Raw genomic sequence first — 24629 nt, 5'->3', positions numbered from 1 at the left:
CGCTAGATTTCCGGCTTCTCAAGAAACCAGCCAGTATACGACCATTCGTATTGTCCCTGAGCTGGCGTAAGGCCAATGCCCCAACGCGTCAATTCTTGCAAGGGCGGCGGTGTTGCTATTCCAAATGTCCCAGCTGGCTGGAAACTGTCCAGCACCTCGTATCCATGCCTCGCGAAGCGGCCCTGCAATTCATGCGCGTTCAAGAACCACACGGGGTAGCTCGCGCGATAGATGCGTTCCGGCACATGCTGCACAAAAGGGGCTTCTGGGATATCGAACTGCGCGGTTGTTCTGTCAACAAGGATGAACTTGACGCCTTTCGAAAGAAGGCTCTCAAGATGCTGATGAGGATATTCGAGATACTGGAGCACGCCCGAGAGCAGAACGATGTGAGGGTTCATAAGACCGATCGCTTCGTCGAGGCTATGAGAAAAGCTCAGAGGCCCGTCTTCAAATTCTGCTCGCCCTGCTTCTGCAAAATGAGGCTGCTCGACGACGCACCATTTCAATTCCGCGAGATGAGCGAGTTTTGACCGGTGTTGGAAATAGGAGCTTCCGAGCGCGCCTCCAAAGTCGACCACTCTCAAACGACCATCGGATCTGGATGCAACATAGAGCAGCCAGGCAAGCAGCGGATGCGAGTAGCTTCTTTCCTTGAAGATTACAGTGTCCCGCTCATATGAGGCACGGCCCTGAACAACTGCGCGTGTGGCTTCGACGGCTTTTGCAAGAATGGCCGGCGCATCATAGCCGGTTGAATCAGCCATTGCCGAACGCCAGTCATCGTAAGGCCCGTCGAAAGTGATGTTGTGCCGTCGGAATTCGGCCCTGATCTCCTGTTCGCGCGCTTGTGGCGATTCTCGCGTCACCTCAAGCAGACAGTGGATTCCCGGGAGCGCAAATTTAAGCCGTCTCATTCTTCAAACCAGGCTTGGAACGGCCGTCGCTCAAATTCGTCCAGTGCCCCACCAGGTGTGGAATTGAAGATGCGGATTTCATTTGCTCGGGCGATATTTGCGATGGCTCTATATTGTCGCCACAGCCGCGCCGCCTGCTGAAAGTCGTCGTGACGGTTCGTTGTCGGGGTGCCGTCCGCATTTACGGTGAAATCTTTTCCTTTTTGCACCTTGAGGTCGAAAGCGTATTCATAGGTTGCTGACAGGAAGCGATCGTGGTCGACGCCGAGCAGGATGATTTCTTTGAAACCAAGATACATCGCTATCATGAGGGCCATCACCGGGACTGAATCGACACGCGGCACCGGTTTGGAGATATCGACGATTTCCACTGATGGTCTTTCGTCGAAGCTTTCGCCCAGCATGAGATACCGGACTGGTCGCCCTGGAAACAGATTGTGTTTTCGAACGAGCTCCGCTTCCGTGGAACTGAGGAACAGTTCTGCTCCTCCCAGATGCGAATGCATCTCCTCGAACCAGCGGACCACGTCCTCCGATGTCATCAATCCGTAGGTAATTTGCGGAACACAATGATAACGCGACTGGAACTTGTCAAAATCGGAGTGCAGATAGCCGTTGGAAACAGTGATGACGGTTTGGCCTTGAAGTCGCGACAAATCCAAGCCCTTGACGCTCGGGCCATTGCCTAGAATAAAACAGCGCTGCCCCGCGTGCAGACCAGCAAGCTGTCTATTTTCTGCCAATGATCTTGCGACATCAGCAGATAACTTGTGACGATTTTTAAGCCTGCGCTTCAGCTCATGCACACCGTAGGGAAGCAGCATGGAGCCAAAGGTCAAAATCTTCCTCAAGGCTGCAGCCACTTCACCACCTCGAAGACTTCGGCGTATTTTACACCGATACGCTGGCCGGCGTTCTCGGCTTCATTGCGAAAGAAGCTCACCCATTTCCGCCCTGTGCGTTCCATCTCGGATTCATGGGCAAGGATCGCTTTTTCCTTCTGCTCCCAGTGAGAGGTGATGTCGACGTAGAAATTCCCCCTGAAATCCACAGTCGAATGATACCAGTTGCTGCGGTACATCAAGAGGCGCGGCACGTGACGGCAGCTGTGCAGCGATGCGCGCGACAAGGCCAGATGGTCATGGTGGATGTCGCCGACCCAGTGGGTATAGACCATGTCGATTTTCAGATCCTGTACGAGCTTGAGGATCTCGATATTCAGCGGATCGACAAATTCGATCTGCAGCGTCTTGAACTCGCCGCAAAACATCTTGTGGACGCCGAGAATTTCCATCGCGGCATCCGCTTCGGCTCTGGCGACCTGGCTGCTGCGCACGGACTGGTCATACTGATTGGAAAAGCCGGATACGGTTGCAACATAGACGTAAACCGTGTCGCCGTTTGCCGCGTGGCGCGCCAGGGCACCGCCACAGCCGAGCTCCACGTCGTCAAAATGGGCACCGATCGCGAGAATATTCATTTGCAACTCCAGAGCAGATCACGCGTGCCTGCAATACCACAATTCAGCAGTGTGTCGAGGATACTGAGATAGGGCATGAATTCGCCGAAAGGCTGTGGATAAACCGGATGGACGAAATGCTGCCATTCGATCTCGATTCCGGCTGCCTCGAATAGTTCCGGCTGCATATAGCCGCGCGCCCCGAGACCCGAGAGATAACGTGTTGCTCCGACCTTGCGCAGCAGTTCGATAAGCAATTCGTTCTTATGCCCCTCTGGGCTTAAGGTGCTCGACCGCACTGTCGGCATCGTGATCTCAAGCATATCCAGGATGCCGTCGAGGAAATGCATGTTGAAATCGGCCAGCAGATCGAACCGCTTGCCGTAAAGAGCCTCGATGCGAGGGAACACCTCACCCCAACCGGCGGACTTCCGATAGTTTTCACGAAGCAGGGAAAGGTTCTGGTCGGCCCATCCGTTGCCCGGCGCCAATTCCACCTCGTTGATCGGCGTGCCGAAAGTCGGCTTCCTGATTCCGACTGTGAGCCACCGATCGCCTTGCGCCGTCTTTATCTTATCGCGGTGCGTCCAGCTTTTGCTCGTGCCATGGACGAACTGAACGTGATCCAGAACGATGTAGAGGTCGGCGTTCAGGAAACGCTGGAAAAAGCCGAGATACGATGCGAAGTCCGGCTGATGAATAACCGCTGTCATGGTCATGCAGCCAAACTTTCCAGCAAATCGGCGACGCGGCCGACCCCGCCAAGGTCGACCTTGGTCATGGCAGTCTCGCTCATGCGCCTGATGGGAATAGCCTTTTCCAGGATGCCGAGATCGAATTCCGAGTGATGTCCGGCGAAGAACGCTGCCCCCAGTTGTTCAAGAGCCCGGCCGACCGGGATTTCAAAAGGTTCATTGGCGATCACCACGCAGGGCAGGCCGGCCGCGCAGGCTTCGAAGGGCGTAACGCCGCCACCGGTAATGGCCAGATCGTGCCCGTACATCTCCGCCGCAAGCGACGGCACCTGGTTCAGCAATCTGAACCGATCCGGCGCGGCGGTCGCGACCACCTCTTCAAGCTCCGCCATGTGCTGGAAGCTCGGGCCCGTGACGATGGTGACAGGAAAAGTCTTGCTGCTCAGCCATTTGGCGACGCGAACCGTCACGCCATAGGTGTCGGCGCCTCCGAGCGTGACGAGGATCGATGCAAGATCTTGCCGAACTCTGCGATATCTCGCAATTTCAGGATTGAGTATCATGTACTCCACCCCCAGCCTAACATCCTTGCCCCTCAGATCCTCGGTCTTTTCAAAAAGGAGAGCGCAGATGTTGACGTCGGCGAGTTCCGCGCCATCGCCGCGATCATCAAAGGTGACGAGCTTGGCGCCCAAACCTTTGATTGTTTCGCTGTGGAGCCGCTGGGTGTTAAGGCGATCGTTGATCCAGATCGGAGACGAAGCAGCGGCTTCGAGGAAAGCCTTCTCCCATCCCGTCACGGCGGCGAGATCATAAAGCGCCACATCAAAACCGCGCTCGCGGATGATTCTCAAGGAATTCGGATGATCGTTCACCAAAAAGCGGACCGAATGACCGCGGGTGCGCAATTCCGCTGCGAGCGTCAGCGACCGAAAGAGATGACCCATGCCGCGTGCATGTGAACTTTCTATGCAGAAGACGAACATAGCCGGATCGCTTCTTCCGTCCCGAGCCAATTCCCACCCGCCTGCGCTGCGAGTGCACGGGCGCGGCTCCAATCTTCCTCGGTATCCACCGTCAGGCGCAGCTGCGGAGAGATTTTGGCCGAGGGCACATCGAGCCGACCGATCTTGAACAGTTCGGGCCGATCGGTGAAGTATTCATTCACGTGTTCGCGATGGTGCGGCAGCTTCCCCTCGCGGTGGCTGCGCGCCAGGGCTTCGAAGGTAAATATCTCGGCGCCGACGCCAATAGGCAACTGGCCAAAGGCATGCGTGTAATCGAATCTCTGCTTTTGGTGCAGATCGATCAGCCTCTCGAGTTCCTCGATGTCGGTGAAAGGATTATCTGCGGTCAACCGCACGATATCCGACATCCCGAGCGATCTCGCGCACTGAAAATAACGATCGAGAACATCGGTTTCGTCGCCGCGAAAGCAGCTGACGCCGTGCTCAAGGCACCAGGCTTCGATAACATCGTTCTCGCTGGCGGACGATGTCGCAACGACAACCTTGGCCGGGCGCTTCAACATCTGAAGCCGACCAAGGACATGTCCGAGCAGGGGCTTTCCGGAAATGTCGCGAAGCACTTTTCCCGGCAGCCGCGTCGATCCCATCCGCGCCTGAATAATAATTCCAAGCGTCACGCCAGATCGCTCCACTGGAGGACCGCGTCCGCATCGAGGTCGTTTGCGACCCGCCGTCCTGCGAGAGCGTCGAAATGCTTCGGTTCAATTCCTGTTCCAGGCCGCTTGACGGAAATGTCGCCGACGGAGATGACATGGCCGGCCTTGAGCGGTCGGTTGACGACAACGCTCTTGCGATTGTTCAACCTCGTCGTCGCTTCACTCGCAGCCGGCTCCTTGCGGCCACTGCCTTTCATGATCTCGAAGGCGCGTATCGCGTCGACGAGCCATTTCATTTCCGCCGGATCGGCCGAAAGCATATGGTCCGGGCCGTCTGCGGCCTTGTCATAGGTGAAATGACGCTCAATGACCCGGGCGCCCATTGCGACAGCGCACAGGCTTGCGACCGGGGTCAGCGTATGGTCGGAATAACCGACGTCGAGATCCGGAAACGCTTCCATCATCGTTTGCATTGCGCGCAGGTTCACATTTTCCGGATGCGTCGGATAACTCGTGATGGCATGCAGCAAAATGAGCTTGTCGTTGCCGGCCTCCTTGATTGCGGCGACGGACCCCCGAACTTCGTCGAGCGTCGACATCCCCGTCGACAGGATTATCGGCTTGCCGGTTTTTGCCAGATAACGGAGAAAGGGAATGTTGACCGCGTCGTCCGAACCCACCTTGTGGGCGCCGACTCCACACTTCTCCAGTAGATCGACATCCGTTTCGTGCGAGGGCGAGGAGAACCAGTCCAGCCCGTGCTCTTCGGCATAGCGAAACACCGCTTCGTGAAGCTCGTGACCGATTTCGTATTTGCGGAATAGTTCGAACTGCGAGGTAACGCCGGTGTTCTCCATATCGAACATGGCGTTGCGGCTCGACAGGGTCTCCGCGCGATAGGTCTGGAGCTTGACGGCATCCACCCCCGCCGACTTTGCCTCGTCAATCAGGCGCCTTGCCTGATCAAACGTCGTGAAGTTTCCGCCGATCTCAGCGATGATATAGCACCGATCAGGCCGGTAATTCCGGAACATCCTGTTACTCCCTGTAATTCACGACCGGCAAAGCCGCCCCGCTCTCGCGGCGATCGCAGCCCCTTGAACTATAGGCTTGGCGACGTCTGGCCGTAGCGCGTGGAATTCCGCCGATTACTGTCCGATTTCCTGGTTCCGGTCGACGTAATTCCGCACAATGACCTGCCGGCCGCAAATCTCGGCCGTCTCGTCATTGGTCTGTCTCGGCAGATAACACCTGCGGCACACCTCGCTCTTCAGGAAACCTTGGGGTTCCTTGTGCAGAGCGCGCACCGCGTTCATTTTTTCCCCATGCCAGATCTGGTGCACGGTTTCGGTGTTCGCATTCCCGATAACCTCGCGGTTCTCCTCGTCGTTCGAGCACTTCATGACCAATCCGTCGGCACCAATCACCAGGCGCTGGTACTGCTGCGGGCATGTGAAGTTATCGAGATAGGCGATATCGGAATCGTTGCCGAGGTAATCGATCAGCGGATTGAAGGCGACGAGATCCACGTGCGGCGCAAAGGTCTCGTAATAGAGATCCGGATTTTCGCGGATTGCCGGCCAGATACCCTGCACCTTGATAACGGGGCGATGGAGACCGCGCTCTTCCTTGTACTTCTTTATGTCCTTGATCTTGTCGAGCAGGGCCTCGAACTTGATCGGCTTGCGGATCTTCTCGTAGGTCTCACCGGTGCCGTCGATCGAAATGGTGATCCAGTCGATGCCAGCATCGACGAGCTGGGCGAAATACTCTCTGTTGAGCTTGAAGCCATGCGTGAGGGTCGAGACTTCCTTGATCCCGCGGTCCTTGGCATAGCGCACGCAGTCGGCGAAGCGCTTGTGCAGCGTGGCTTCGCCGCGCAGCGATAGACGGATCGCCGGAACCTTGCCGCCGATCTCGTCGATGATGCGGCAGTAGAGGTCCCAGTCCATCCGGGTCGTGTTGACGTTCTTCTTGAATTCGTCGCTGATCGTATAGCACATCGGGCAGCGCAGATTGCAGATCGACGCCAGCTCGAGATCGACGAGCAGCGGATAATCCGAAACCTGCTGGTTCAGGGCATATTCCGACCACTTGCGACGATAGTCCGCGTATTCGGCTTCCCAACCCTCGCCACGGTATCTGTCGAACGCGGCTTCGCGCTCGTCCGTGTCCATCGAGTAGTTGCCTTTGTTGATCGGAACGTAACGCTCGTTCAATTTACGACTCCTTCATCAGTTCGCGGATTCCGGCCGGCAGATCCCATTCCGGCCGCCATCCAAGAACAGCGCGAGCCCGTGTAATATCGGCCCGCACGTCAGGTATTTCATTCCGCCGAACGGCGCAAGATGACACTACAGGTAGAGCAGTGCCGGCGGCCTCTTGCAAGATATCGATTATTTCCTGCACCGAATACGACTTGCCGGAGCCGATATTGATGCAGTGGTAACCTTCCGGCACGTCTATGGCCTTGGCAAAGGCGCTCAGGACATCGTCAACAAAGACGTAATCCCGCCGCGGGCTGAGGTCCATGACCTGAATGTCCTGCTTCGCCCGTATCCGGTCCAGAAGCGTCGGTATCAGGAACTCCGGGCGCTGCCCAGCCCCATATATGTTGAAAAGCCGCAAGACCACGACCGGTATTTGCTCGTGTGTGGCAGCGAACTCACACAGTTGTTCGGCAAGATGCTTGGACAGCGCATAAGGGTTATTCGGCCTGACCGGATCGCTTTCCTGGATCGGCAGTCGCTCCGGCACTCCGTACACATAGGCGCTGGCGAAGACGAGCTTCGCCTTGTGCCGCTTGCACCAGTTCAGAGCATGCTGGGTGCCGAGAACATTGGCGGCCATGAAGCTCGGGCCTTGCGTCCAACTGTCGGGAACGAATGTCCTGCCGGCCAGATGAAACAGCGCATGGGCCGCGGGAAGCTCCTGCCACATCCGCTCCTCGCTTATGTCGCCATGCGTCCGGTCAAGTGCAAGCACATTGAAGCCGTCCCGCTCGAGCCTTTCGGCCAGACGCTTCCCGAGAAAACCGCCAGCTCCGGTGACGACCGCATCAACCATTCAAGAACCTGGACTGCATGGATTCGAACTGCTCGATCGCCAAGGCGTAATCGTCAGGACGTCCGATATCGAGCCAATAGCCCGCAAAATCTCGAACAGTGGCGGGCTTTCCGGCCGCCATAAGATCGAGCATCAATTGGTCAAAGCCGTAGGCGCCCCGTTGAGGTATGTATTCGACGGCTCCCGACGACACCATATAGACGCCCATGCTGACCTTGTACTCGGCCGTCGGCTTCTCTCGAAAGCCGGTCAGCAGCCCGCTCTCGCCGGTGTCGAGCACGCCGTAATCGATGCGGTGCTGGCGCGTCTTGGACGAAATCGTGAATATATTCCCGTCGCGGACATGCGCGTCATGAAAATCGGCATAGTTCAGATCCGTCAGAATGTCCCCGTTCATGACAAGGAAATTCTCCGGCAGATCCTTGATCAGCCGCAGCGGTCCCATGGTGCCGAGCGGTTCGTCCTCGAGCGAATAATCGATGCGCACGCCCCATTTGTCGCCATCCTGGAAAAACGCCTTGATCAACTCGGCCTGGTGGTTGACGGCAAGCGTTATGTGCTGGAAGCCAGCTGCTATCAGCTGACGGATGATGACCTCGAGAATAGGATAATCGCCGATCGGCATCAGCGGCTTTGGAAGCACGACGGTGTAAGGCCGCAGCCGCGTTCCCATTCCGCCTGCCAGAATGACCGCGCGTCTAGACATTGAAGATATCCGCCTTGTATCTCGCCAGATTCTGCGGCTGACGCAGCCATTCGACAGTCGCCTTCAGACCTTCTTCCAAGCTATAGCTGGGCGAAAATCCCGTGAGAGACTTGATCAGGCTGTTGTCGCAGCACAAACGCTCCACTTCGCTGTTTGCCGGGCGCAAACGCTGTTCATCGCATTCGATCTCGACGCTGACACCGATGATGTCGGCGATCAGCCGAACGGTATCGCCGATCGAGATCTCGCTGCCGGAGCCGATATTGACCGTCCGGCCGACGGTCTCATCGCAAGCCGCGAGCGCCAGAAAGCCGTCGCAGGTGTCCTGGACGAAATTGAAATCCCGTGTCGGGGAAAGCGCGCCGAGCTTCAGCGTCGTCCGCCCGCTCAGAAGCTGGGAAATGACTGTCGGAATAACTGCCCTGGCAGATTGTCTCGGGCCATAGGTGTTGAAAGGCCGTGCGATCGTCACCGGCAGATCGAAGCTCGAATGATAGCTGTAAGCGATGGCATCGGCACCGATCTTGGATGCCGAATAGGGCGACTGCGCCTGTAGAGGATGGCTTTCGCTGATCGGCACAAAACGCGCCGTGCCGTAGACTTCACTCGTCGAGGTCTGGATCACTCTTCCGACGCCGGCGTCAAGCGCACCTTGAAGAACGTTCAAGGTCCCGTGCACATTGGTATCGATGTAGCTTGAGGGAGCCTGGTAGGAATAGGGGATCGCGATCAGAGCGGCGAGGTGAAAGATCGTGTCGACACCTTTGGCGACGGAGCGCATCTGGGCGGGATCGCGGACGTCTCCGAGGATCACCTCGAACTTGCCGCGGTATTCGGACTGATCGAGCCAGCCCCAGCTGGAAAACGAATTATACTGGCAGAGTGCGCGGACTTCGACACCCGATCTCACCAGCGTCTCGACAAGATGAGAGCCGATGAACCCATCTGCTCCGGTGACAAGCGCCTTCTTCATTTCAAAACACCTTCAGAATCGCGCTGGAAGACCTTCTCAACCTCCCAAGGCAACTGTATCGCCGAAATCGACGGCTTCCGCTGTTGACCGAGCATCTGGATAATTCCGACATTATCCTCCACGTCAAACCGAATACCCTCGGCGACGGAATATATCGAGAATCGACTCGATATGCCCAATCGCACGTAAAAAGTGCCGGTGTTGAGGAGATATCCGGGAAATTTCACGCGGGCTCGATAGTAACCGGCAGGCCGGGCGTCCAGGCGGCTGACGTCGAGCTCGGGATCGGAGAGGCTGACGAGCGTGGTGTAGCCGTCCTCCATCTTGATCTGCATCCCGACCGAGAGGCCGGAAAGAGGTTCCCTCAACTCGTATTCGACCTCGATGGAGAAACCCTTCGACAGTTCCACGGTTTCGGAAATCTCGTCCTTCTCGTTCAATACTGCAACGCGACATATGACGGCCTTTCCGTCGATATCCTCGGGATTGACCGAGTAACTTGCCGTGCCGCCGAACTCAGGGCGATCGAGATAGGCCTTTATCACATCTGCCGTATCGCCCATTGCAGCGACCTTGCCGTCAGCCATCAAAATCGATTTCGGGCAGATGCTGCTGATCGCCGTCATGTTGTGGCTGACGAAGATGATCGTTCGGCCGGTCTTCGTCACTTCCTGCATCCGCCCCATGCATTTGTTCTGGAAGTTGACGTCGCCGACGGCCAGCACCTCATCGACCAAGAGGATCTCCGGTTCGAGATGGGCCGCGACGGAGAAGGCCAGACGCACATACATGCCGGAGGAATACCGCTTCACCGGCGTATCGATGAATTCGCCAATCTCGGCAAACTCGACGATTTCATCGAATTTCGACCTGACCTCGGCACGGCTCATGCCGAGGATGGCGCCGTTGAGATAGACGTTCTCCCGGCCAGTGAGTTCCGGATGAAATCCGGTGCCGACCTCAAGCAGGCTGGCAATTCTGCCCCTTATTCCTATGAAACCCGAATTGGGCATGGTGATCCGCGACATCACCTTCAGCAGCGTGGATTTTCCGGCCCCGTTCCTGCCGATAATCCCAACGATCTCGCCGTGCCCAACTTCGAAGGAGACATCATCCAACGCATGGAAGAGATCTCCTTTGAGTCGGGATTGCTTGCCGCGCTCGGACGCGTAATCTGACACAGAAACATTCGGATCCGGAAGATTGCGCCACTTCGCCCACCAGCTCTGAAGGTCGCGATAAAGGGTGCCGTGATTGATCACGCCGAGACGATAGAGCTTGCTGACGTGCTCCGCTCGAATAACGATATCGTTCATCAGACGGTGTCCATCGCGTTGGCTTCCGCCCGTGAAAAAAGCGCCAGCCCGCATAGGGTGATTGCGACAGTCACCGCGAGATTGGCAAGACAGAGACCGACGGGCAAGGCGGGGGCATCAAACAGCGCCCAGCGGAAGGTTTGAACGGGGGTCGTCATTGGATTGATATAGTAAAACCAATGATACCGTTCCGGAATCTGGCTGAAAGGGTACACGATCGGCGTAGCATACATCCACAACTGCGTCATGAACCCGACGGCGTAGACGAGATCGCGGAAACGGACCGTTAGCGCCGAAACGACAAGCCCGGCACCGATGCCCAGCACTGCGATATAGAGCAGCACCAATGGCGTCAGAAGCAGGAACCAATAGCTCAGGACCAAATCGGGGTTGGCAATTTTCAACCCGATGGAAACCGTCAGCAAGAGCAGGAACTGGATCGCAAAGGCGACAAGGCCGCTCATTGCAACGGATACCGGCACCACTAGTCTCGGAAAGTAAACCTTTCCAAACAGATTGGAATTCTTCGAGAAGACGTCGGAGTTATTGGCCAAGCAGACGGAAAAATAGCTCCAGATGATCGTGCCCGACATGTAGAACAGGAAGGGCGGAAGGCCATCCGTGGAAAGATTGGCTATTTTTCCGAACACGACATAATAGGTCAACGCCGTCAGCGATGGTTGAATGATATACCAGGCCGGCCCCAAAACAGTCTGCTTGTAGAATGTCGTGAAATCCCGCTTGAAGAACATCCAGATGAGGTCGCGATATCGCCAGACAAGCGCAAGATCCGGTGTATTGCCCTTCGAAGGCTTGATCACGATGTCCCAAACCTCCTCGGGCGCGGAGGTCGATCCCTTCAAGTGCTCTGTCATGCCGCCAACTTCAGCTTTTCCGGGAGCGCCGCAAGAAGGCTGCAGACGCGCTCGATCTCATCCTTTCTATGCCCGGCCGAAATAGGCAGGCTCAGCTCGGTGGCATGCAGTTCATCGGCAATGGGATAATCGCCGGAAAGAATGCCTTGCATGGCCTTCTGCCGATGCGGCGGTATCGGATAATGCACCTCGGTCTTGACCCCGTTATCGAGCAGCCACTGGCGCAACTCGTCGCGGGCCGGGTGCCGTATCCCGAAGATATGGAACACATCATACTCGGCAGGTCGACGAAGCGGCTGCGCCAGCCATTCAGGCAGATTGGCAAAATAGATATCGGCCAGTGCCCGCTTATGTTCAGTCACCTCATCGAGGTGACGCAGCTTGACCCGCAGGAATGCCGCTTGCATCTCATCAAGCCTGGAATTTACACCGATATAGACGTTCTCATATTTTTTCTTCGAGCCGTAGTTGCGCATGTGTCGCAAACGATCTGCAAATTCGTCATCATCGGTGACGATCGCGCCCGCATCTCCGAGAGCTCCAAGATTCTTGGTCGGATAGAAGCTGAAACAGCCGGCAATTCCAAAGGTGCCGGTCAGCTTGCCGTCATAGCGCGCGCCGTGCGACTGCGCGCAATCCTCGATCACCATGAGACCGTGCTCGCTTGCAAACGCGGCGATCTCGGTCATCCGACAGGCTTTGCCGAAAAGATGCGTCACGCAGATTGCCTGCGTCTTGCGTGTGAGCGCCGCCGGAAGGCGCTCCGGATCGATATTGAAGGTTTCGCGCTCGGGCTCCAACAGAACGGGTTTGTGGCCCGCGCGAAGAATTGCCAGAATAGTGGCTATATAGGTGTTGGAGGCAACCATGATCTCGCTGCCTTTCGGCAGCTCGAGCGCTTCGATCGACAGGATCAATGCATCCAGGCCATTGGCCACGCTGATGCAATGTTTGCTTTCCGCGAAGGCGGCGAATTCGGCTTCGAATGAGGAGACCTCATTGCCAAGTATGTACCATCCGGAACGAATGACACGGGATGCAACCGCCTCCAACTCTTCCATCAGCGCGCGGTTGGCTTGCGCAAGACTTTCATACTCAATCATCTCAGAGCCGTTCGTAGGGAGTGTCGATGTAGTCGTCCTTATCGTACCCGTGAGAGGCAAAAACCAGCAGGATAGAACCGGGACCGAAGGTCATTTCATGCCAGTCCCTTGGCTCCACCAGCAGGCACTGGTCCGGTGACGACAAGGTGATCTCTTCCCTGGCTTTTCCATCGTCCATCAAAACCATCACGCTTCCCGAAATCGCCACCAATGCCTGCCGAGTCTTGTGATGACGATGGCCGCCGCGTTTATGTCCGTCGGCACCATAGATCCAGAAGCTCCGGACGACCGGAAATGGCAGTATTCCGTCCATGACGGTCAACGCGCCTCGTGCGTCGGACATCGTCTTTAACGTAAGCAGAGTAAAAGCAGACAAGATTGGTTTCCAGTTTTGCGGGTCAGCCGGGCGGGAAATGCGGAGCTGGTTCCCGCACCAGGCTGATGAGGTATCGACCGTAAGAGCTCTTTTCAAGTGGAGCCGCAAGTCTTAGCAACTGCTCGGCATCTATGTATCCCAAATGAAAGGCGATTTCTTCGGGGCAGGCAATCTTCAGCCCCTGGCGCCGCTCGATGGTGGCAATGAACTGACTGGCTTCAAGGAGTGAATCGTGCGTGCCCGTATCAAGCCAGGCATGTCCTCTGCCCAAGACGGCAACATTCAGCCTGCCGGCCGACAGATAATGCCGATTGATATCGGTAATTTCGGTTTCACCGCGCGGCGAGGGTTTCAAACCGGCTGCAATGTCAACCACGTCATTGTCGTAGAAATATAAGCCCGTCACAGCGTAAGAAGAGCGGGGCCTGGACGGCTTTTCCTCCAGACTGAGGACTTTGCCCTCACCGTCAAACTCCACCACCCCATACCGTTCGGGATCGTGGACTTTGTACGCGAAGATCGTCGCTTCGTCCGATCTCGCGGAAGCCCCGGATAAATCATGAGTCAGGAGATTGCCGTAGAAGATATTGTCTCCCAGTACGAGAGCGGTTGCCTCCCGCGCGATGAATTCCCTCCCGATCGAGAATGCCTGGGGAATTCCGTCCGGTGCGGCCTGCACGGCATATTGGAGGTTTAGTCCCCATTGGGCGCCGTCACCCAGCAGCTGTTCAAAACGTGGGGTGTCCTGTGGCGTGGAGATAATCAGGATATCCCGGATGCCTGCAAGCATCAGCGTTGACAGGGGATAGTAGATCATCGGCTTGTCGAAAACCGGAAGAAGTTGCTTCGAAATGGCGAGAGTCGCCGGATGAAGTCGGGTGCCCGAGCCACCGGCGAGCAAGATGCCCTTGCGCAGTTTTTTATTCGAAGACAAGAGACCTCCTGCAACCGGTAAATCCACGCGCACTCACGAGCTTATCGTGGTGATATCGCTATTCGACAGTGCTCACTACAGATAGATGGGGCCGCATGCAATGCACTTAGCAAGAGGAGCAGCCGCCGCCGCTCACCAATCAGGCGTTGATCGAGGATAACTTGCGGTACTCGATTGCGGTAGTGCCTTTCCGTCTGATACGGGTTGGTGCTATCGCCTTTTGAAATGTGAGCAAGATACCGTTAGATGGCTGCAGATACTGCCAATCCAAGCTCCCCCCGGATAAGCCTCATCACCGTTTGCTGGAATGTCGAGCAGACAATTGCTGATACCTTGCGGTCCATCGACGCTCAAACCTACCGCAATTTCGAACACATCATCATTGATGGCGGCTCACAAGATTCGACGCTCGCCATTATCGCTTCGGCGCCGGCGGAGAACCGCAGTGTGCTTTCCGAGGTGGACGGAGGTATCTATGAGGCCATGAACAAGGGGATTGGTCTTGCGAGCGGCGACATCATCGGCTTCTTGAATGCGGACGACACTTTCGAGAGCAATGACTCCCTCGGAACCGTGGCGGCCGCGCTGGATGATGAAGCATATGACTGCTGCTATGGTGATCTCGTCTATGTTTCCAACCGGCACATCGATCGCAAGGTCCGTTACTGGAAATCCCGTGCGTTCAAACCCGGTTTCTTCGCGCGCGGGTGGTGCCCGCCGCATCCAACATTCTATGTTCGGCGCACCATCTATGAACGGTTCGGGCGGTTTGATCTGCGTTATCGGCTTGCAGCCGACGTCGAGCTGATGATGCGATTCTTGGAAGTCGCGCGGATCAGAACAGTCTATATCCCGCAAGTCTTGGTCAGAATGCGCTTAGGGGGCGCCACGAACAAGAACGTTCAAAATATATCGCGTCAGAACAAGGAGGTGCTGCGCGCCCTTGCCGACCACGGCCTCAAGGTCTCAATATCGATGTTCTGGGCCTTTAAGATCGTGAACCGGCTAGGCCAGTTCCTGAGGCGCAATCGATCGCAGGGCTGATCAGCTCAAAGCCGCCGCCAACGGCCGGTCACACCGCCACCCTCCCCCGCACCCCATCCGCAATCGCCGTCATCCTGTCCGCCGCAGCATGCCCGATCAGCATGAACGCATGCGTCGCATTCGACCAGTAGACGACATTCATTCCCTTGCGGTTTTCAAGGTCCGGCGCCTTCGGCCCCGCGTCGGATTTCACGATGCAGAGTGCCATCGGGCCGGTCTCGGGATCGAGATAGGCGATCTGGGCGAGCGCCCTACCGTCATATTGCAGTAGCAGGGCGCGTTTGAAATCGACTCCCGGGAGCGAAACGGCTTCCGGGGAGAGCGACAGGCCGAGCTTCTCGTCAAGACTGGCGAGCTGGGCGGCCTGATCCTGCCTGCCGGGAACGGGGCCGGCGAGCGTTTCGGCGGTATAGAGCGAGATATAGTCGGCGACCACGGCGCGCCATTCGCTGTTTTCGTCCTTTGCCAAAAAACCTTTGCCGATGACGATGACGGCGCGGTCGATGGCGATGCCGGCCACAAGCGAGGCGGCGAGCGCGCCGAGCAAGCGGCGGCGGGTGGCGGCGGGCGCAGAGGCGGATCTTGTGCCCTCGCGCGCAGGAATGGCAGCGAGCATCGCCTCCAGTTTTTCCCGCGGGGCTTCGGAGAGGAGCGGAGCGAAAGCCTGCTCGAACGGCAGACTGGCGCGCGCCAGGAATTCCAGCCGTTCGGCGACGCTCTCGTTTTCCTTGACGATGGCCTCGATGCGGGCCGTCTCTTCCGAGGTCAGCTCGCCGTCGATGAAGGCTGTGAGGTCCTCGTCGGAGGGAATGGTGTGTTTCGTGCTCATTGCCGTCCCCCTGCCGGTCCGGTGCCGGAAAGCCTGGCGCGGGCGGCTGCCAGCCGGCTCATCACGGTCCCGATCGGGATATCCAGTATGCCTGCAACTTCGCGATAGGAAAGTCCTTCCACATAGGCGAGGAAAACGGCCGTCCGCTGCGCCTCGGGCAATGCATCTACCTGCTTCAGCACCTGCCCCGCCATCACATGCGTTTCAGTATCGTGCGCGCCGTCGAACGTCAGCGCCTCGCCGGCATCGACGAAACCCTGGCCCTGGCGCACCCGGCGCGAGCGGATCTCGTTCAGCCAGATCGAATGCAGGATCGAAAACAGCCAGCGGTCGAGCCGGGTGCCGGGAACGAACTGGCCGGCGCGCTCGAGCGCGCGAAGGCAGGTCGCCTGCACCAGGTCGTCGGCGACATCGCGCTGATGCGAGAGAACGAGACCATAACGCCAGAGCCTGGCCAGGTTTTCCGTCAGACCGCTCCTGATATCCGCTTCGCTCGCGATGGCCGCCTCCGCCGATCCTGCATCCCTTGGAACCGCCTGACAAACCGGCGATTCCATTCTCGCGCGACTATAGGCAGGAAATGTAGCGTCCGCGACCGACATTCGGATATCCTTTCCCGGCTCCATTTCCCGCCAGTGGCCTACTCTCAGATCTTCGATGGATCGAGGATGACAGCGTTCAGATCCTGATATTCCTCGCAAGCCGTGCCGCAGATCGTCTTGATCGTGTTCAGCTGCTCTCTGGCAAGATCGAGCCGGCCCTTGATGACATAGGCTTCGCCGAGATATTCGCGGACCTTGGCGTATTGCGGATCCATCTTCACCGACTGCAGGTAATAGGAGATGCCTTCGTCGGTGCGGCCGAGCTTGCGGGTGGCGTAACCGCGATAGTTCAACACCTCGGCGCTGTTCTGGTTCCTGACCGTATCGAGCATGGCAAGCGCCTCTTCATAACGGCCGGCCTTGGCCAGCGAATAGGCATAGTCGGTACGGTTCTCGTCCGAAACATTGGCGCTCTGCTGCTTGACGCATTTCTTGGTCTTCTGGTCGTAGATCTCACCCTTCTTGCAGGTCGGCATCGTGCTGTTGTCATTGCCGACAGCAAAGACCGGGCCGGACAAGAGCGAAGCGGCAAGGCAGCCGCCGAGAAGGACGGAAGCAATGCGGACTGTCGTGATCGTCATGGGAAAACTCCTCGAGAGTGACGTTGCGGGGAGAGAACACCGCTGCCCTGGGCTTTATTCGCCTGCCTCTCTATTTTCTCCATCACTGCTTCGTGAAGTCCCCGAGGCCGAATAAATCATTGGGACCGGGTGTTCTCAGCATTGTGCCGGGAACGACAAGGAGAATTCCGTGACCGATACCGTCAGACTCGTCAGCCTCGCCACCGCCACGCCCGAACATGTCATCTTCCAAAACCAGGCGGCCGAAGCCTCGGCCCGGCTGTTTGCCGGCCGTTTCGAGGATTTCCATCATTTAGCTCGCGTCTTCGACAGCGCCGGCATCAACAAGCGCCATGCGGCGCGGCCGCTTGCCTGGTTCGACGAAACGCATGGCTGGCAGGACCGCATGCAGGCCTATGGAGAGGTGGCGGGCGCCCTTTTCGTCGAGGCGGCCGCCTCGGCACTTCGCCGGGCGGACCTCAGCGCCTGTGATGTCGACTGTATCGTCACCGTCTCTTCCACCGGTTTTACGACGCCGAGCCTCGATGCGCAGCTTGCCCGCCGCATGGGCTTCAGAACCGATATCGAGCGGGTGCCGGTCTTCGGGCTCGGCTGCGCCGCCGGCGTCTCGGGCTTTGCCGTCGCGGCGCGGCTGGCACGCAGCCGGCCGGGCGCCGTCGTGCTTTTCGTCTCGATCGAGCTTTGCACGCTCGCCTTCCGGCTGGACGAGCTGACGCGGCCGAACATCATCGCGACGGCGCTGTTCGGCGACGGCGCGGCCGCCTGCGTGCTCCGCGCCGGCGAAGGCGGGCTGGCCGAGGTGGAATCAACCGGCGAGCATCTCTTCCCGGACACGCTCGACATCATGGGCTGGAAGATCGACGATGGCGGCTTCGGCATCGTGCTGGCGCAATCCTTGCCGCCCTTCGCCGAACGGGAACTCGCCCCGGCGGTGACGGCCATTCTGGCGCGAAACGGGCTGGAACTGGCAGACATCGACCGTTTCATCTGCCACCCCGGCGGCATGAAGGTGCTGGCCGCAATGGAGAGCGCGCTTTCACTGACACCCGGCACGCTCGATCACGAACGAGGCGTGCTTGCCGAATATGGCAACATGTCTTCGCCCACCGTGCTGTTCGTACTGGAGCGGGTAATCCGCGCCGGACTGCCGGAGCGAGCGGCGATGATCGCCATGGGACCGGGTTTTTCGGCCAGCTGCGTGACGCTGCGGAGGGCGGCATGATGTGGCCGTCGATCGCGCTCCTGACATTCGTGACGCTGCAGCGGCTGAGCGAGCTCGTACTTGCCCGGCGCAACACTGCCGCCCTTCGTGCCAGAGGTGCCAGAGAGGTCGCGCCCGAGCACTATCCCATGATGGTGGCACTGCACGCGGCCTGGATCATTGGCCTCTGGCTGCTGGCGCCCGGCAGGCCGGTCGAGCCCTTCTGGTTGGCGATATTTATGGGGCTGCAGGCGCTGCGCCTCTGGGTGCTGGCGACGCTGAAGGATCGCTGGACGACACGCATCGTGATCTTGCCGGGTGTGCCGCTCGTCAGCTCCGGCCCCTACCGTTTCCTGCGGCATCCGAACTATGTGGTCGTCGTCGGCGAGATCGCCATCCTTCCGCTGACCTTCGGCCTGCCCGTCTATGCGATCGTCTTTTCCCTTTTCAACGCTGCGATCCTGCATGTGCGCGTAAAGGCCGAGAATGCCGCACTAAAAAGCGCAATGATTTTGAAATGATGCGAATTTTCGTTTGCACGCCACTATCGGCAGGGGCATTTTCACTGCGATAACAGAGCGGAATGCAGGGGGAATGACGAAAAACGCAATCGTGCTCGGCGCCGGCATCGTCGGGGTGTCCACCGCCATCCATCTGCAGCGACGCGGCCGGCAGGTGATGCTGATCGACCGCAAGGATCCGGGCAACGAAACCTCCTTCGGCAATGCCGGCCTGATCCAGCGCGAAGGGGTGGCACCTTACGGCTTTCCCCAGCAGCTCGGGCTGCTCATGCGTTATGCGCTCAACAACCGCATCGATGCGCATTATCATCTCAGAACGCTGCCGAGCCAGCTCGCCTTTCTCGCCCGTTACTGGTGGAATTCGAATGCGCGGCGACACGCGGCAATCACCCGTGCCTATGCGCCGCTGATCGAAAATTCGATTGCCGAGCACAAGGACCTGATCGAGGCCTCCCAGGCGCAGGCGCTGATCCGCAAGGACGGCTGGATGAAGATCTTCCGGACGGAGGCCAAACGCGACGAGGCCCTTGCGGAGGCCGCCCTTTGGCAGAATGAATTCGGCGTGACCTATGACAGCCTGACGTCGGCCGATATCGCCCGCATGGAACCCGATATGATCGTCCGTTTCGCCGGCGGCATCCGCTGGCGCGATCCCTGGTCGGTGCTCGATCCGCATGCGCTGACATCGGCCTATCGCCGCTATTTCGAAAGCCTCGGTGGCCGCTTCGTCACCGGCGACGCCGCCTCGCTCGGCCAGTTCGGCGCCGGCTGGAAGATCATGACCAGCGAGGGCGCGCTCGAAGCCGAGGATGCGGTCCTCGCGCTCGGCCCTTGGGCAGCCGTCTCGACGCGCCGGCTCGGTTATTCCTTTCCGCTCGGCGTCAAGCGCGGCTATCACATGCATTATGCCGCCAAGGGCAATGCCGTGCTCAACAATTGGATCCTCGATGCCGAGCGTGGCTATTTGCTGGCGCCGATGAGCCGCGGCATCCGCCTGACGACGGGGGCGGAGTTCGCAACGCTCGACGCGCCGAAGACGCCGGTGCAGCTCGACCGGGCCGAAGCCGTGGCGCGTACGATCTTCCCTCTCGGAGGCAGGCTCGATCCCGAACCATGGATGGGCGCGCGCCCCTGCACGCCGGACATGATGCCTATCATCGGCAAGGCGCCGCGCCATCAGGGCCTGTGGTTCGCCTTCGGCCACGCCCATCACGGACTGACGCTCGGGCCGGTGACCGGCCGCGTGCTTGCGGAACTCATCAGCGGCGAAACGCCGTTCATCGATATCTCGGCTTACTCGCCGCAGCGCTTCAAGCCATGACACCGAGGGTGGAGAGCCCGCTGAGGGCCGTTGCCGCAATGCCGTCGATCGTATCGTCGATATCGACGGTGACGACACCGGGTTCGCCTGTCGGCACCTCGAGTGTCGCCAGCTGACTTTCGAGCAGCGAGATGGGCATGAAATGCCCCTTGCGCTCGCCCATGCGCTTCGTCAGCAGCGCCTTGGATCCTTCGAGATAGACGAAGAACAGATTGCCGCCGGCAGCAGCCCTCAGCCTGTCGCGATAGGTACGTTTCAGCGCCGAACAGGAGACGATGATACCCTCGCCTCTTTCCAGCGAGGCCTGCATCCGTTTGCCGATCAGGTCAAGCCAGGGCATCCGATCCTCGTCGGTCAGCGGAATGCCCTTCGACATCTTCTCGACATTGGCGGCCGGATGAAGCGCATCACCTTCGACGAAGGCCAGATGCAAGGCCTCAGCAAGTTTCTCGCCGACCGAGGATTTGCCACAACCGCTGACCCCCATGACAATGATCGCATGAGGTCTGTTGATCCGATCGTCCTGCATGTTTCCTCTCACGGCGGCTTCCCGCTCAGTCGAGCGGGAAATGACAGGCGTATTGTTGTGCGCCTTCTCCACTTAATTCGGGAGAAACCTGACGACAATAGTCCTGCGCCTTCCAGCAGCGCGGATTGAAGTGGCAGCCGGACGGCGGCTTCAGCGGCGACGGCAGTTCACCCTGCAGGCGGATGCGGTTCTTCTCGCGCTCGGGATCGGCGATCGGGGTCGCCGACAGCAAGGCGGCCGTATAGGGATGGCGCGGTCGGGCGAAGACTTCGGCGGCAGGACCGGTTTCGATCGGGCGGCCGAGATACATCACCATCACCTCGTCGGCAATGTGGTGGACAACGGAAAGGCCGTGCGAGATGAAGAGATAGGCAAGACCCATCTCCTTCTGCAGGTCCATAAGCAAGTTCAGCACCTGCGCCTGGATCGACAGGTCAAGGGCCGAAACCGGTTCGTCGAGCACCAGCACCTTCGGCCGCAGCATCAGCGCGCGGGCAATGGCGATGCGCTGGCGTTGGCCGCCGGAGAACATATGAGGATAGCGGCCGTGATGTTCCGGGCGCAGGCCGACGCGGGCCATCATCTCCTCCACCTTGCGGCGGCGGGCGCTGGCATCGAGATCGGTATTGATCTTCAGCGGCTCGTCCAGAATTGCACCGACCTTCTGGCGCGGGTTGAGCGAGCCATAGGGATTCTGGAAAACGATCTGCACCTGGCTGCGCAGGCTGCGGTCGCCGACCCGCGCCGGCTTGCCGTCGATCAGCAATTCGCCGGCCGTCGGATCCTCGATCATCGTGACCAGACGGGCGAGCGTCGACTTGCCGCAGCCGGATTCGCCGACGACGGCGAGCGTCTTGCCGGAATGGAGGCTGAAGCTGACGCCGTTCAGCGCCTTGACCGTGGCGTCGGCTTTGAAGAGACCACGGTTGACGGTGTAGAAACGGGCGAGATCTCTGCCCTCGAGAACAGCGCCTGTCATACCAGGTCTCCTGCAGTTTCATTGGCCATGACGCCGCGGTGCCCGAGCGGTTTGCCGTCCTTCAAAGGATAGTTGCACAACGCCAGCCCGAGTTCGGGTCCCTGGCGCACCACACCGCGCTCGCATTCGACCGTTGCATAGCCGCAGCGCGGGGCGAAGAGACAGCCCGTCGGGCGGCCGTGCTGGCCGGGAACGACGCCGGCGATTGAAGGCAGACGATGGCCGACCTGAGCGCGCTCCGGCAGGGCGGCGAGCAGGGCTGCCGTATAGGGATGATGCGGGTCACGGAACAGTGCCTTCACCGGCTGCTCCTCGACCTTCTGGCCGGCATATTGTACCTGCACGCGTTCGGCGGTTTCGGCGACGACGCCCATGTCATGAGTGATCAGCACCAGCGCCATGCCCTGCTCCTTCTGCAAGCGCACGAGCAGATCGAGGATCTGCGCCTGGATCGTCACGTCGAGCGCGGTCGTCGGCTCGTCGGCGATGAGGAGCTTCGGATTGCAGGCGAGCGCCATGGCGATCATGACGCGCTGGCTCATGCCGCCCGACATCTGGTGCGGGAAGTTCGACAGGCGGTCCTCCGGCGCCGGAATGCCGACGAGGCTCAGGAGCTCGATCGACCGCTCGCGGCGCTCTTTCCGGTTGAGGCCCATGTGGACGCGTAGCGTCTCGCCGAGCTGGAAGCCGACCGTGAAGCACGGGTTCAGGCTCGACATCGGCTCCTGGAATATCATCGCCATCTCCTTGCCGACGATCCGGCGGCGCCGGCGGGCGGAGATGCCGCGCAGATCCTGGCCGTCGAACTGCATGCGGTCGGCGGTGATCCTGGCGGTCCAGGGCAGAAGGCCCATCAGGGCCAGCATGGCAACGGATTTGCCCGAACCGGATTCACCGACGACCGACAGGATCTCGCCCTTGTCGCAGGACAGCGACACGCCGTCGACGGCGCGGAAAAGACCGGATGACGTCTGGAACTCGACAGTCAGATTTTCGATTTCGAGGAGCGGCATCACGACCTCTTCAGTTTGGGGTCAAGCGCATCGCGCAGGCCATCGCCCATCAGGTTGATGGCGAGAACGGTGACGAGGATGGCAAGACCCGGGAACGTTACGACCCACCAAGCGCGCGAGATAAATTCGCGGGATTCGGCAAGCATGGTGCCCCATTCGGGTGTCGGCGGCTGGGCGCCCATACCGAGAAAGCCGAGGGCGGCGGCATCGAGGATCGCCGCCGAAAAGGCGAGCGTCGCCTGCACGATCAGCGGCCCGAGACAGTTCGGCAGGATCGTCTTGAACATCAAGCGCAGCGTTCCCGCGCCGGCGACGCGCGAGGCGATCACATATTCCTTCTCACGCTCGGAAATGACCGAGGCGCGGGTCAACCGCACGAAATGCGGCTGGTTAACCAGCGAAATCGCGATCATCGCATTGGTAAGGCCGGGACCCAGGACCGCCACCAGCACGAGCGCGAGCAGCAGCGACGGGAAGGCCAGGATGATGTCCATCAGGCGCATGATGGCGGTATCGATCCGGCCGCGGAAATAACCGGCGACGAGGCCGATCAGCACGCCGCATATGACTGAAAGCGTGACGACCACGACGCCGATGAAGAGCGAGAACCGCGCGCCGTAGATCAGCCGCGAGAGGATATCGCGGCCGACGGCATCCGTTCCGAGCGGAAAGGAGGCGTGGCCTCCTTCCATCCAGGCCGGCACTGCCAAGAGCACTTCTCGATTCTGCTCGTTCGGCGCATGCGGCGCAAAAACCGGTGCAAAGATCGCAACGACGAGGATGATGACGAAAACAACGAGGCCGATGACGGCACCCTTGTTACGGGAGAAATAATGCCAGAATTCCGCAAGAGCGGATGGCTGGCCGGTTTTGACGGTGACCGTGCTCATGGACCGCTCCTAGTGACGAATGCGCGGATTGATGAAGCCGTAGAGGACGTCAACAATCAGATTGACCAGCATGATGACGCCGGCGATCAGGAGAAGGCCGCCCTGCACCACCGCGTAATCGCGCTTGAACACCGAATCGACCATCCATTTGCCGATGCCCGGCCAGGAGAAGATCGTCTCGGTGAGGATGGCGCCGGCAAGAAGGACACCGATCTGTAGGCCGATCGTGGTGATGACGGGGATCATTGCATTGCGCAGCGCATGCACGCCGACGACGCGCAGCGGCTTCAAACCTTTCGAGCGTGCGGTGCGGACATAGTCCTCGCCGAGAACCTCAAGCATGGCCGAGCGCGTCTGGCGGGCGATCACGGCGAGCGGGATGGTCGCCAGCACGATGGTCGGCAGAATGAGATAGCTGACGGCCGAGGAAAAGGCCCCCTTCTGACCTGACAGCAGGCTGTCGATCAGCATGAATCCGGTCACCGGCTTGAAGAAATACATCAGCGAGATACGGCCGGAAACCGGCGTCCAGCCGAGATAGCCGGAGAAGAAGATGATGAGCAGCAGACCCCACCAGAAAATCGGCATGGAGTAACCGACGAGGGCGACACCCATCACGCTCTGATCGAACCACGTGCCTCGCTTGACGGCCGCAAAGACGCCGGCGGGCACGCCAAGACAGACGGCGAGGATGATGGCGCAGAAGGACAGTTCCAGCGTTGCCGGAAACAATGTCAGGAATTCGCCGAGGACCGGCCGCTTGGTGACGATCGAGGTGCCGAGATCGCCCTGCAGCACTTTTCCGAGATAATCGAAATACTGCATATACATGGGCCGGTCGAAACCGAGATCGTGCATGATCTGGGCGTGCCGCTCCGGCGCCATGACGCGTTCACCCGAGAGCAGCATCACGGGATCTCCGGGCAGCAGGCGGATGAAAGAGAAGGCAATCAGGGAAACGCCGAGGAATGTCGGGATCAGCACCGCAAGGCGGCCGATGAAAAAGCGCAACATGGCAGATGTCCAATAGTTTCCGGCGGTCAGGAGGGTCCTGACCGCCGGCTGTGCCCAGCTC

General features: G+C 59.1%; 28 protein-coding genes. 4 read left to right on the top strand and 24 right to left on the bottom strand.

The features are described from left to right. Window positions 1–2: 2 nt before the first annotated feature. From B5E41_RS16895 to rfbA, 16 genes are all read right to left on the bottom strand, one after another. On the bottom strand, window positions 3–917 hold the full coding sequence (locus B5E41_RS16895) for a TIGR04325 family methyltransferase (protein ID WP_088395295.1): 915 nt from the start codon (window positions 915–917) through the stop codon (window positions 3–5). Then, entirely contained in the window at window positions 914–1780 is an 867-nt protein-coding gene (locus tag B5E41_RS16890; RefSeq protein WP_176439420.1) for a motility associated factor glycosyltransferase family protein, read from the bottom strand. The genes B5E41_RS16895 and B5E41_RS16890 overlap by 4 nt, the downstream gene beginning before the upstream one ends. Further along, window positions 1765–2397 carry a PIG-L deacetylase family protein gene (locus tag B5E41_RS16885; protein WP_088395293.1) on the bottom strand — a complete coding sequence of 211 codons (633 nt, stop codon included), beginning with the start codon at window positions 2395–2397 and terminating at the stop codon, window positions 1765–1767. Before B5E41_RS16885 ends, B5E41_RS16890 begins: the two co-directional genes overlap by 16 nt. Then, the gene (locus B5E41_RS16880; protein WP_088395292.1) at window positions 2394–3095 is read right to left on the bottom strand and encodes a WbqC family protein; all 702 of its coding nucleotides are present in this window, start codon (window positions 3093–3095) and stop codon (window positions 2394–2396) included. The genes B5E41_RS16885 and B5E41_RS16880 overlap by 4 nt, the downstream gene beginning before the upstream one ends. Next, entirely contained in the window at window positions 3092–4057 is a 966-nt protein-coding gene (locus tag B5E41_RS16875; RefSeq protein ID WP_088395291.1) for a PseG/SpsG family protein, read from the bottom strand. The genes B5E41_RS16880 and B5E41_RS16875 overlap by 4 nt, the downstream gene beginning before the upstream one ends. Continuing rightward, on the bottom strand, window positions 4039–4716 hold the full coding sequence (locus B5E41_RS16870) for a cytidylyltransferase domain-containing protein (RefSeq protein ID WP_088395290.1): 678 nt from the start codon (window positions 4714–4716) through the stop codon (window positions 4039–4041). The genes B5E41_RS16875 and B5E41_RS16870 overlap by 19 nt, the downstream gene beginning before the upstream one ends. Continuing rightward, a complete protein-coding gene (locus B5E41_RS16865) occupies window positions 4713–5729 on the bottom strand; it encodes an N-acetylneuraminate synthase family protein (protein ID WP_088395289.1) in 1017 nt (338 codons plus the stop codon). Before B5E41_RS16865 ends, B5E41_RS16870 begins: the two co-directional genes overlap by 4 nt. 114 nt (window positions 5730–5843) lie before the next feature. Continuing rightward, window positions 5844–6914 carry a radical SAM/SPASM domain-containing protein gene (locus tag B5E41_RS16860; RefSeq protein ID WP_088395288.1) on the bottom strand — a complete coding sequence of 357 codons (1071 nt, stop codon included), beginning with the start codon at window positions 6912–6914 and terminating at the stop codon, window positions 5844–5846. A 1-nt stretch (window position 6915) separates the two neighbouring features. After that, on the bottom strand, window positions 6916–7761 hold the full coding sequence (locus tag B5E41_RS16855) for an NAD-dependent epimerase/dehydratase family protein (RefSeq protein WP_088395287.1): 846 nt from the start codon (window positions 7759–7761) through the stop codon (window positions 6916–6918). Further along, on the bottom strand, window positions 7754–8467 hold the full coding sequence (locus B5E41_RS16850) for a nucleotidyltransferase family protein (protein WP_088395286.1): 714 nt from the start codon (window positions 8465–8467) through the stop codon (window positions 7754–7756). Before B5E41_RS16850 ends, B5E41_RS16855 begins: the two co-directional genes overlap by 8 nt. Beyond that, entirely contained in the window at window positions 8460–9440 is a 981-nt protein-coding gene (locus B5E41_RS16845) for an NAD-dependent 4,6-dehydratase LegB (RefSeq protein ID WP_088395285.1), read from the bottom strand. Before B5E41_RS16845 ends, B5E41_RS16850 begins: the two co-directional genes overlap by 8 nt. Beyond that, window positions 9437–10756, bottom strand: a complete 1320-nt coding sequence (locus B5E41_RS16840) for an ABC transporter ATP-binding protein (protein ID WP_004677155.1) — start codon at window positions 10754–10756, stop codon at window positions 9437–9439. Before B5E41_RS16840 ends, B5E41_RS16845 begins: the two co-directional genes overlap by 4 nt. Then, the gene (locus tag B5E41_RS16835) at window positions 10756–11631 is read right to left on the bottom strand and encodes an ABC transporter permease (RefSeq protein ID WP_088395284.1); all 876 of its coding nucleotides are present in this window, start codon (window positions 11629–11631) and stop codon (window positions 10756–10758) included. Before B5E41_RS16835 ends, B5E41_RS16840 begins: the two co-directional genes overlap by 1 nt. Further along, window positions 11628–12734 (bottom strand): DegT/DnrJ/EryC1/StrS family aminotransferase, encoded by a 1107-nt coding sequence (locus tag B5E41_RS16830; protein ID WP_088395283.1) that lies wholly within the window; start codon window positions 12732–12734, stop codon window positions 11628–11630. Before B5E41_RS16830 ends, B5E41_RS16835 begins: the two co-directional genes overlap by 4 nt. Before the next feature lies 1 nt (window position 12735). Next, complete coding sequence (locus tag B5E41_RS16825; RefSeq protein ID WP_088395282.1) at window positions 12736–13110, bottom strand: sugar 3,4-ketoisomerase; 375 nt, start codon at window positions 13108–13110, stop codon at window positions 12736–12738. Window positions 13111–13132: 22 nt separating this feature from the next. Beyond that, entirely contained in the window at window positions 13133–14044 is a 912-nt protein-coding gene (gene rfbA, locus B5E41_RS16820; RefSeq protein ID WP_012482745.1) for a glucose-1-phosphate thymidylyltransferase RfbA, read from the bottom strand. Between the two features lie 246 nt (window positions 14045–14290). On the opposite strand from rfbA, the gene B5E41_RS16815 reads away from it, so the two are divergent. Further along, window positions 14291–15088: a glycosyltransferase family 2 protein gene (locus B5E41_RS16815; protein WP_088395281.1), complete on the top strand. Its 798-nt coding sequence runs from the start codon at window positions 14291–14293 to the stop codon at window positions 15086–15088. 28 nt (window positions 15089–15116) lie between these two features. Here the strand turns inward: B5E41_RS16815 and B5E41_RS16810 are convergent, their stop codons facing one another. From B5E41_RS16810 to B5E41_RS16800, 3 genes are read right to left on the bottom strand one after another with little or no spacing between them, the layout of a single operon-like run. Beyond that, on the bottom strand, window positions 15117–15917 hold the full coding sequence (locus B5E41_RS16810) for an anti-sigma factor family protein (protein ID WP_088395280.1): 801 nt from the start codon (window positions 15915–15917) through the stop codon (window positions 15117–15119). Then, a complete protein-coding gene (locus B5E41_RS16805; protein WP_088395279.1) occupies window positions 15914–16519 on the bottom strand; it encodes an RNA polymerase sigma factor in 606 nt (201 codons plus the stop codon). Before B5E41_RS16805 ends, B5E41_RS16810 begins: the two co-directional genes overlap by 4 nt. 44 nt (window positions 16520–16563) lie before the next feature. Further along, entirely contained in the window at window positions 16564–17100 is a 537-nt protein-coding gene (locus tag B5E41_RS16800) for a tetratricopeptide repeat protein (protein WP_088395278.1), read from the bottom strand. Window positions 17101–17269: 169 nt separating this feature from the next. Here B5E41_RS16800 and B5E41_RS16795 point away from each other — a divergent pair, with 169 nt between their 5' ends. The 3 genes from B5E41_RS16795 (at window position 17270) to B5E41_RS16785 (ending at window position 20143) form a co-directional block, all read left to right on the top strand. Then, window positions 17270–18322, top strand: a complete 1053-nt coding sequence (locus tag B5E41_RS16795) for a type III polyketide synthase (protein WP_088395277.1) — start codon at window positions 17270–17272, stop codon at window positions 18320–18322. Further along, entirely contained in the window at window positions 18319–18822 is a 504-nt protein-coding gene (locus tag B5E41_RS16790) for an isoprenylcysteine carboxyl methyltransferase family protein (protein WP_088395276.1), read from the top strand. The genes B5E41_RS16795 and B5E41_RS16790 overlap by 4 nt, the downstream gene beginning before the upstream one ends. Before the next feature lie 73 nt (window positions 18823–18895). Then, the gene (locus B5E41_RS16785) at window positions 18896–20143 is read left to right on the top strand and encodes an NAD(P)/FAD-dependent oxidoreductase (protein ID WP_088395275.1); all 1248 of its coding nucleotides are present in this window, start codon (window positions 18896–18898) and stop codon (window positions 20141–20143) included. Here B5E41_RS16785 and B5E41_RS16780 read toward each other — a convergent pair. Genes B5E41_RS16780 through B5E41_RS16760 form a run of 5 tightly spaced genes read right to left on the bottom strand, consistent with a single transcriptional unit; the run spans window position 20133 to window position 24568 of the window. Continuing rightward, entirely contained in the window at window positions 20133–20672 is a 540-nt protein-coding gene (locus B5E41_RS16780) for a gluconokinase (protein WP_088395274.1), read from the bottom strand. The two genes, B5E41_RS16785 and B5E41_RS16780, sit on opposite strands and share 11 nt — an antisense overlap. A 25-nt stretch (window positions 20673–20697) precedes the next feature. Further along, window positions 20698–21651: a peptide ABC transporter ATP-binding protein gene (locus B5E41_RS16775; protein WP_085858120.1), complete on the bottom strand. Its 954-nt coding sequence runs from the start codon at window positions 21649–21651 to the stop codon at window positions 20698–20700. Next, window positions 21648–22664, bottom strand: a complete 1017-nt coding sequence (locus B5E41_RS16770; protein WP_088395273.1) for an ABC transporter ATP-binding protein — start codon at window positions 22662–22664, stop codon at window positions 21648–21650. Before B5E41_RS16770 ends, B5E41_RS16775 begins: the two co-directional genes overlap by 4 nt. Further along, complete coding sequence (locus B5E41_RS16765) at window positions 22664–23554, bottom strand: ABC transporter permease subunit (protein ID WP_088395272.1); 891 nt, start codon at window positions 23552–23554, stop codon at window positions 22664–22666. The genes B5E41_RS16770 and B5E41_RS16765 overlap by 1 nt, the downstream gene beginning before the upstream one ends. A gap of 9 nt (window positions 23555–23563) precedes the next feature. Next, window positions 23564–24568: an ABC transporter permease subunit gene (locus tag B5E41_RS16760; RefSeq protein ID WP_088395271.1), complete on the bottom strand. Its 1005-nt coding sequence runs from the start codon at window positions 24566–24568 to the stop codon at window positions 23564–23566. Between the last annotated feature and the right edge of the window lie 61 nt (window positions 24569–24629).

Source organism: Rhizobium esperanzae (assembly GCF_002204185.1).
In the GTDB taxonomy this organism is placed as follows: Bacteria; Pseudomonadota; Alphaproteobacteria; order Rhizobiales; family Rhizobiaceae; genus Rhizobium; species Rhizobium esperanzae.
Note: the sequence above shows the minus strand (reverse complement) of the source record. Positions and strands in the feature narration are given on the sequence as shown.

Coding starts and splice junctions, on each gene's coding strand:
- B5E41_RS16895 (WP_088395295.1), bottom strand. CDS start 917: ATGAGACGGCTTAAATTTGCGCTCCCGGGAATCCACTGTCTGCTTGAG.
- B5E41_RS16885 (WP_088395293.1), bottom strand. CDS start 2,397: ATGAATATTCTCGCGATCGGTGCCCATTTTGACGACGTGGAGCTCGGC.
- B5E41_RS16880 (WP_088395292.1), bottom strand. CDS start 3,095: ATGACCATGACAGCGGTTATTCATCAGCCGGACTTCGCATCGTATCTC.
- B5E41_RS16875 (WP_088395291.1), bottom strand. CDS start 4,057: ATGTTCGTCTTCTGCATAGAAAGTTCACATGCACGCGGCATGGGTCAT.
- B5E41_RS16865 (WP_088395289.1), bottom strand. CDS start 5,729: ATGTTCCGGAATTACCGGCCTGATCGGTGCTATATCATCGCTGAGATC.
- B5E41_RS16855 (WP_088395287.1), bottom strand. CDS start 7,761: ATGGTTGATGCGGTCGTCACCGGAGCTGGCGGTTTTCTCGGGAAGCGT.
- B5E41_RS16850 (WP_088395286.1), bottom strand. CDS start 8,467: ATGTCTAGACGCGCGGTCATTCTGGCAGGCGGAATGGGAACGCGGCTG.
- B5E41_RS16845 (WP_088395285.1), bottom strand. CDS start 9,440: ATGAAGAAGGCGCTTGTCACCGGAGCAGATGGGTTCATCGGCTCTCAT.
- B5E41_RS16840 (WP_004677155.1), bottom strand. CDS start 10,756: ATGAACGATATCGTTATTCGAGCGGAGCACGTCAGCAAGCTCTATCGT.
- B5E41_RS16835 (WP_088395284.1), bottom strand. CDS start 11,631: ATGACAGAGCACTTGAAGGGATCGACCTCCGCGCCCGAGGAGGTTTGG.
- B5E41_RS16830 (WP_088395283.1), bottom strand. CDS start 12,734: ATGATTGAGTATGAAAGTCTTGCGCAAGCCAACCGCGCGCTGATGGAA.
- B5E41_RS16815 (WP_088395281.1), top strand. CDS start 14,291: ATGGCTGCAGATACTGCCAATCCAAGCTCCCCCCGGATAAGCCTCATC.
- B5E41_RS16810 (WP_088395280.1), bottom strand. CDS start 15,917: ATGAGCACGAAACACACCATTCCCTCCGACGAGGACCTCACAGCCTTC.
- B5E41_RS16805 (WP_088395279.1), bottom strand. CDS start 16,519: ATGTCGGTCGCGGACGCTACATTTCCTGCCTATAGTCGCGCGAGAATG.
- B5E41_RS16800 (WP_088395278.1), bottom strand. CDS start 17,100: ATGACGATCACGACAGTCCGCATTGCTTCCGTCCTTCTCGGCGGCTGC.
- B5E41_RS16790 (WP_088395276.1), top strand. CDS start 18,319: ATGATGTGGCCGTCGATCGCGCTCCTGACATTCGTGACGCTGCAGCGG.
- B5E41_RS16785 (WP_088395275.1), top strand. CDS start 18,896: ATGACGAAAAACGCAATCGTGCTCGGCGCCGGCATCGTCGGGGTGTCC.
- B5E41_RS16780 (WP_088395274.1), bottom strand. CDS start 20,672: ATGCAGGACGATCGGATCAACAGACCTCATGCGATCATTGTCATGGGG.
- B5E41_RS16775 (WP_085858120.1), bottom strand. CDS start 21,651: ATGACAGGCGCTGTTCTCGAGGGCAGAGATCTCGCCCGTTTCTACACC.
- B5E41_RS16770 (WP_088395273.1), bottom strand. CDS start 22,664: ATGCCGCTCCTCGAAATCGAAAATCTGACTGTCGAGTTCCAGACGTCA.
- B5E41_RS16765 (WP_088395272.1), bottom strand. CDS start 23,554: ATGAGCACGGTCACCGTCAAAACCGGCCAGCCATCCGCTCTTGCGGAA.
- B5E41_RS16760 (WP_088395271.1), bottom strand. CDS start 24,568: ATGTTGCGCTTTTTCATCGGCCGCCTTGCGGTGCTGATCCCGACATTC.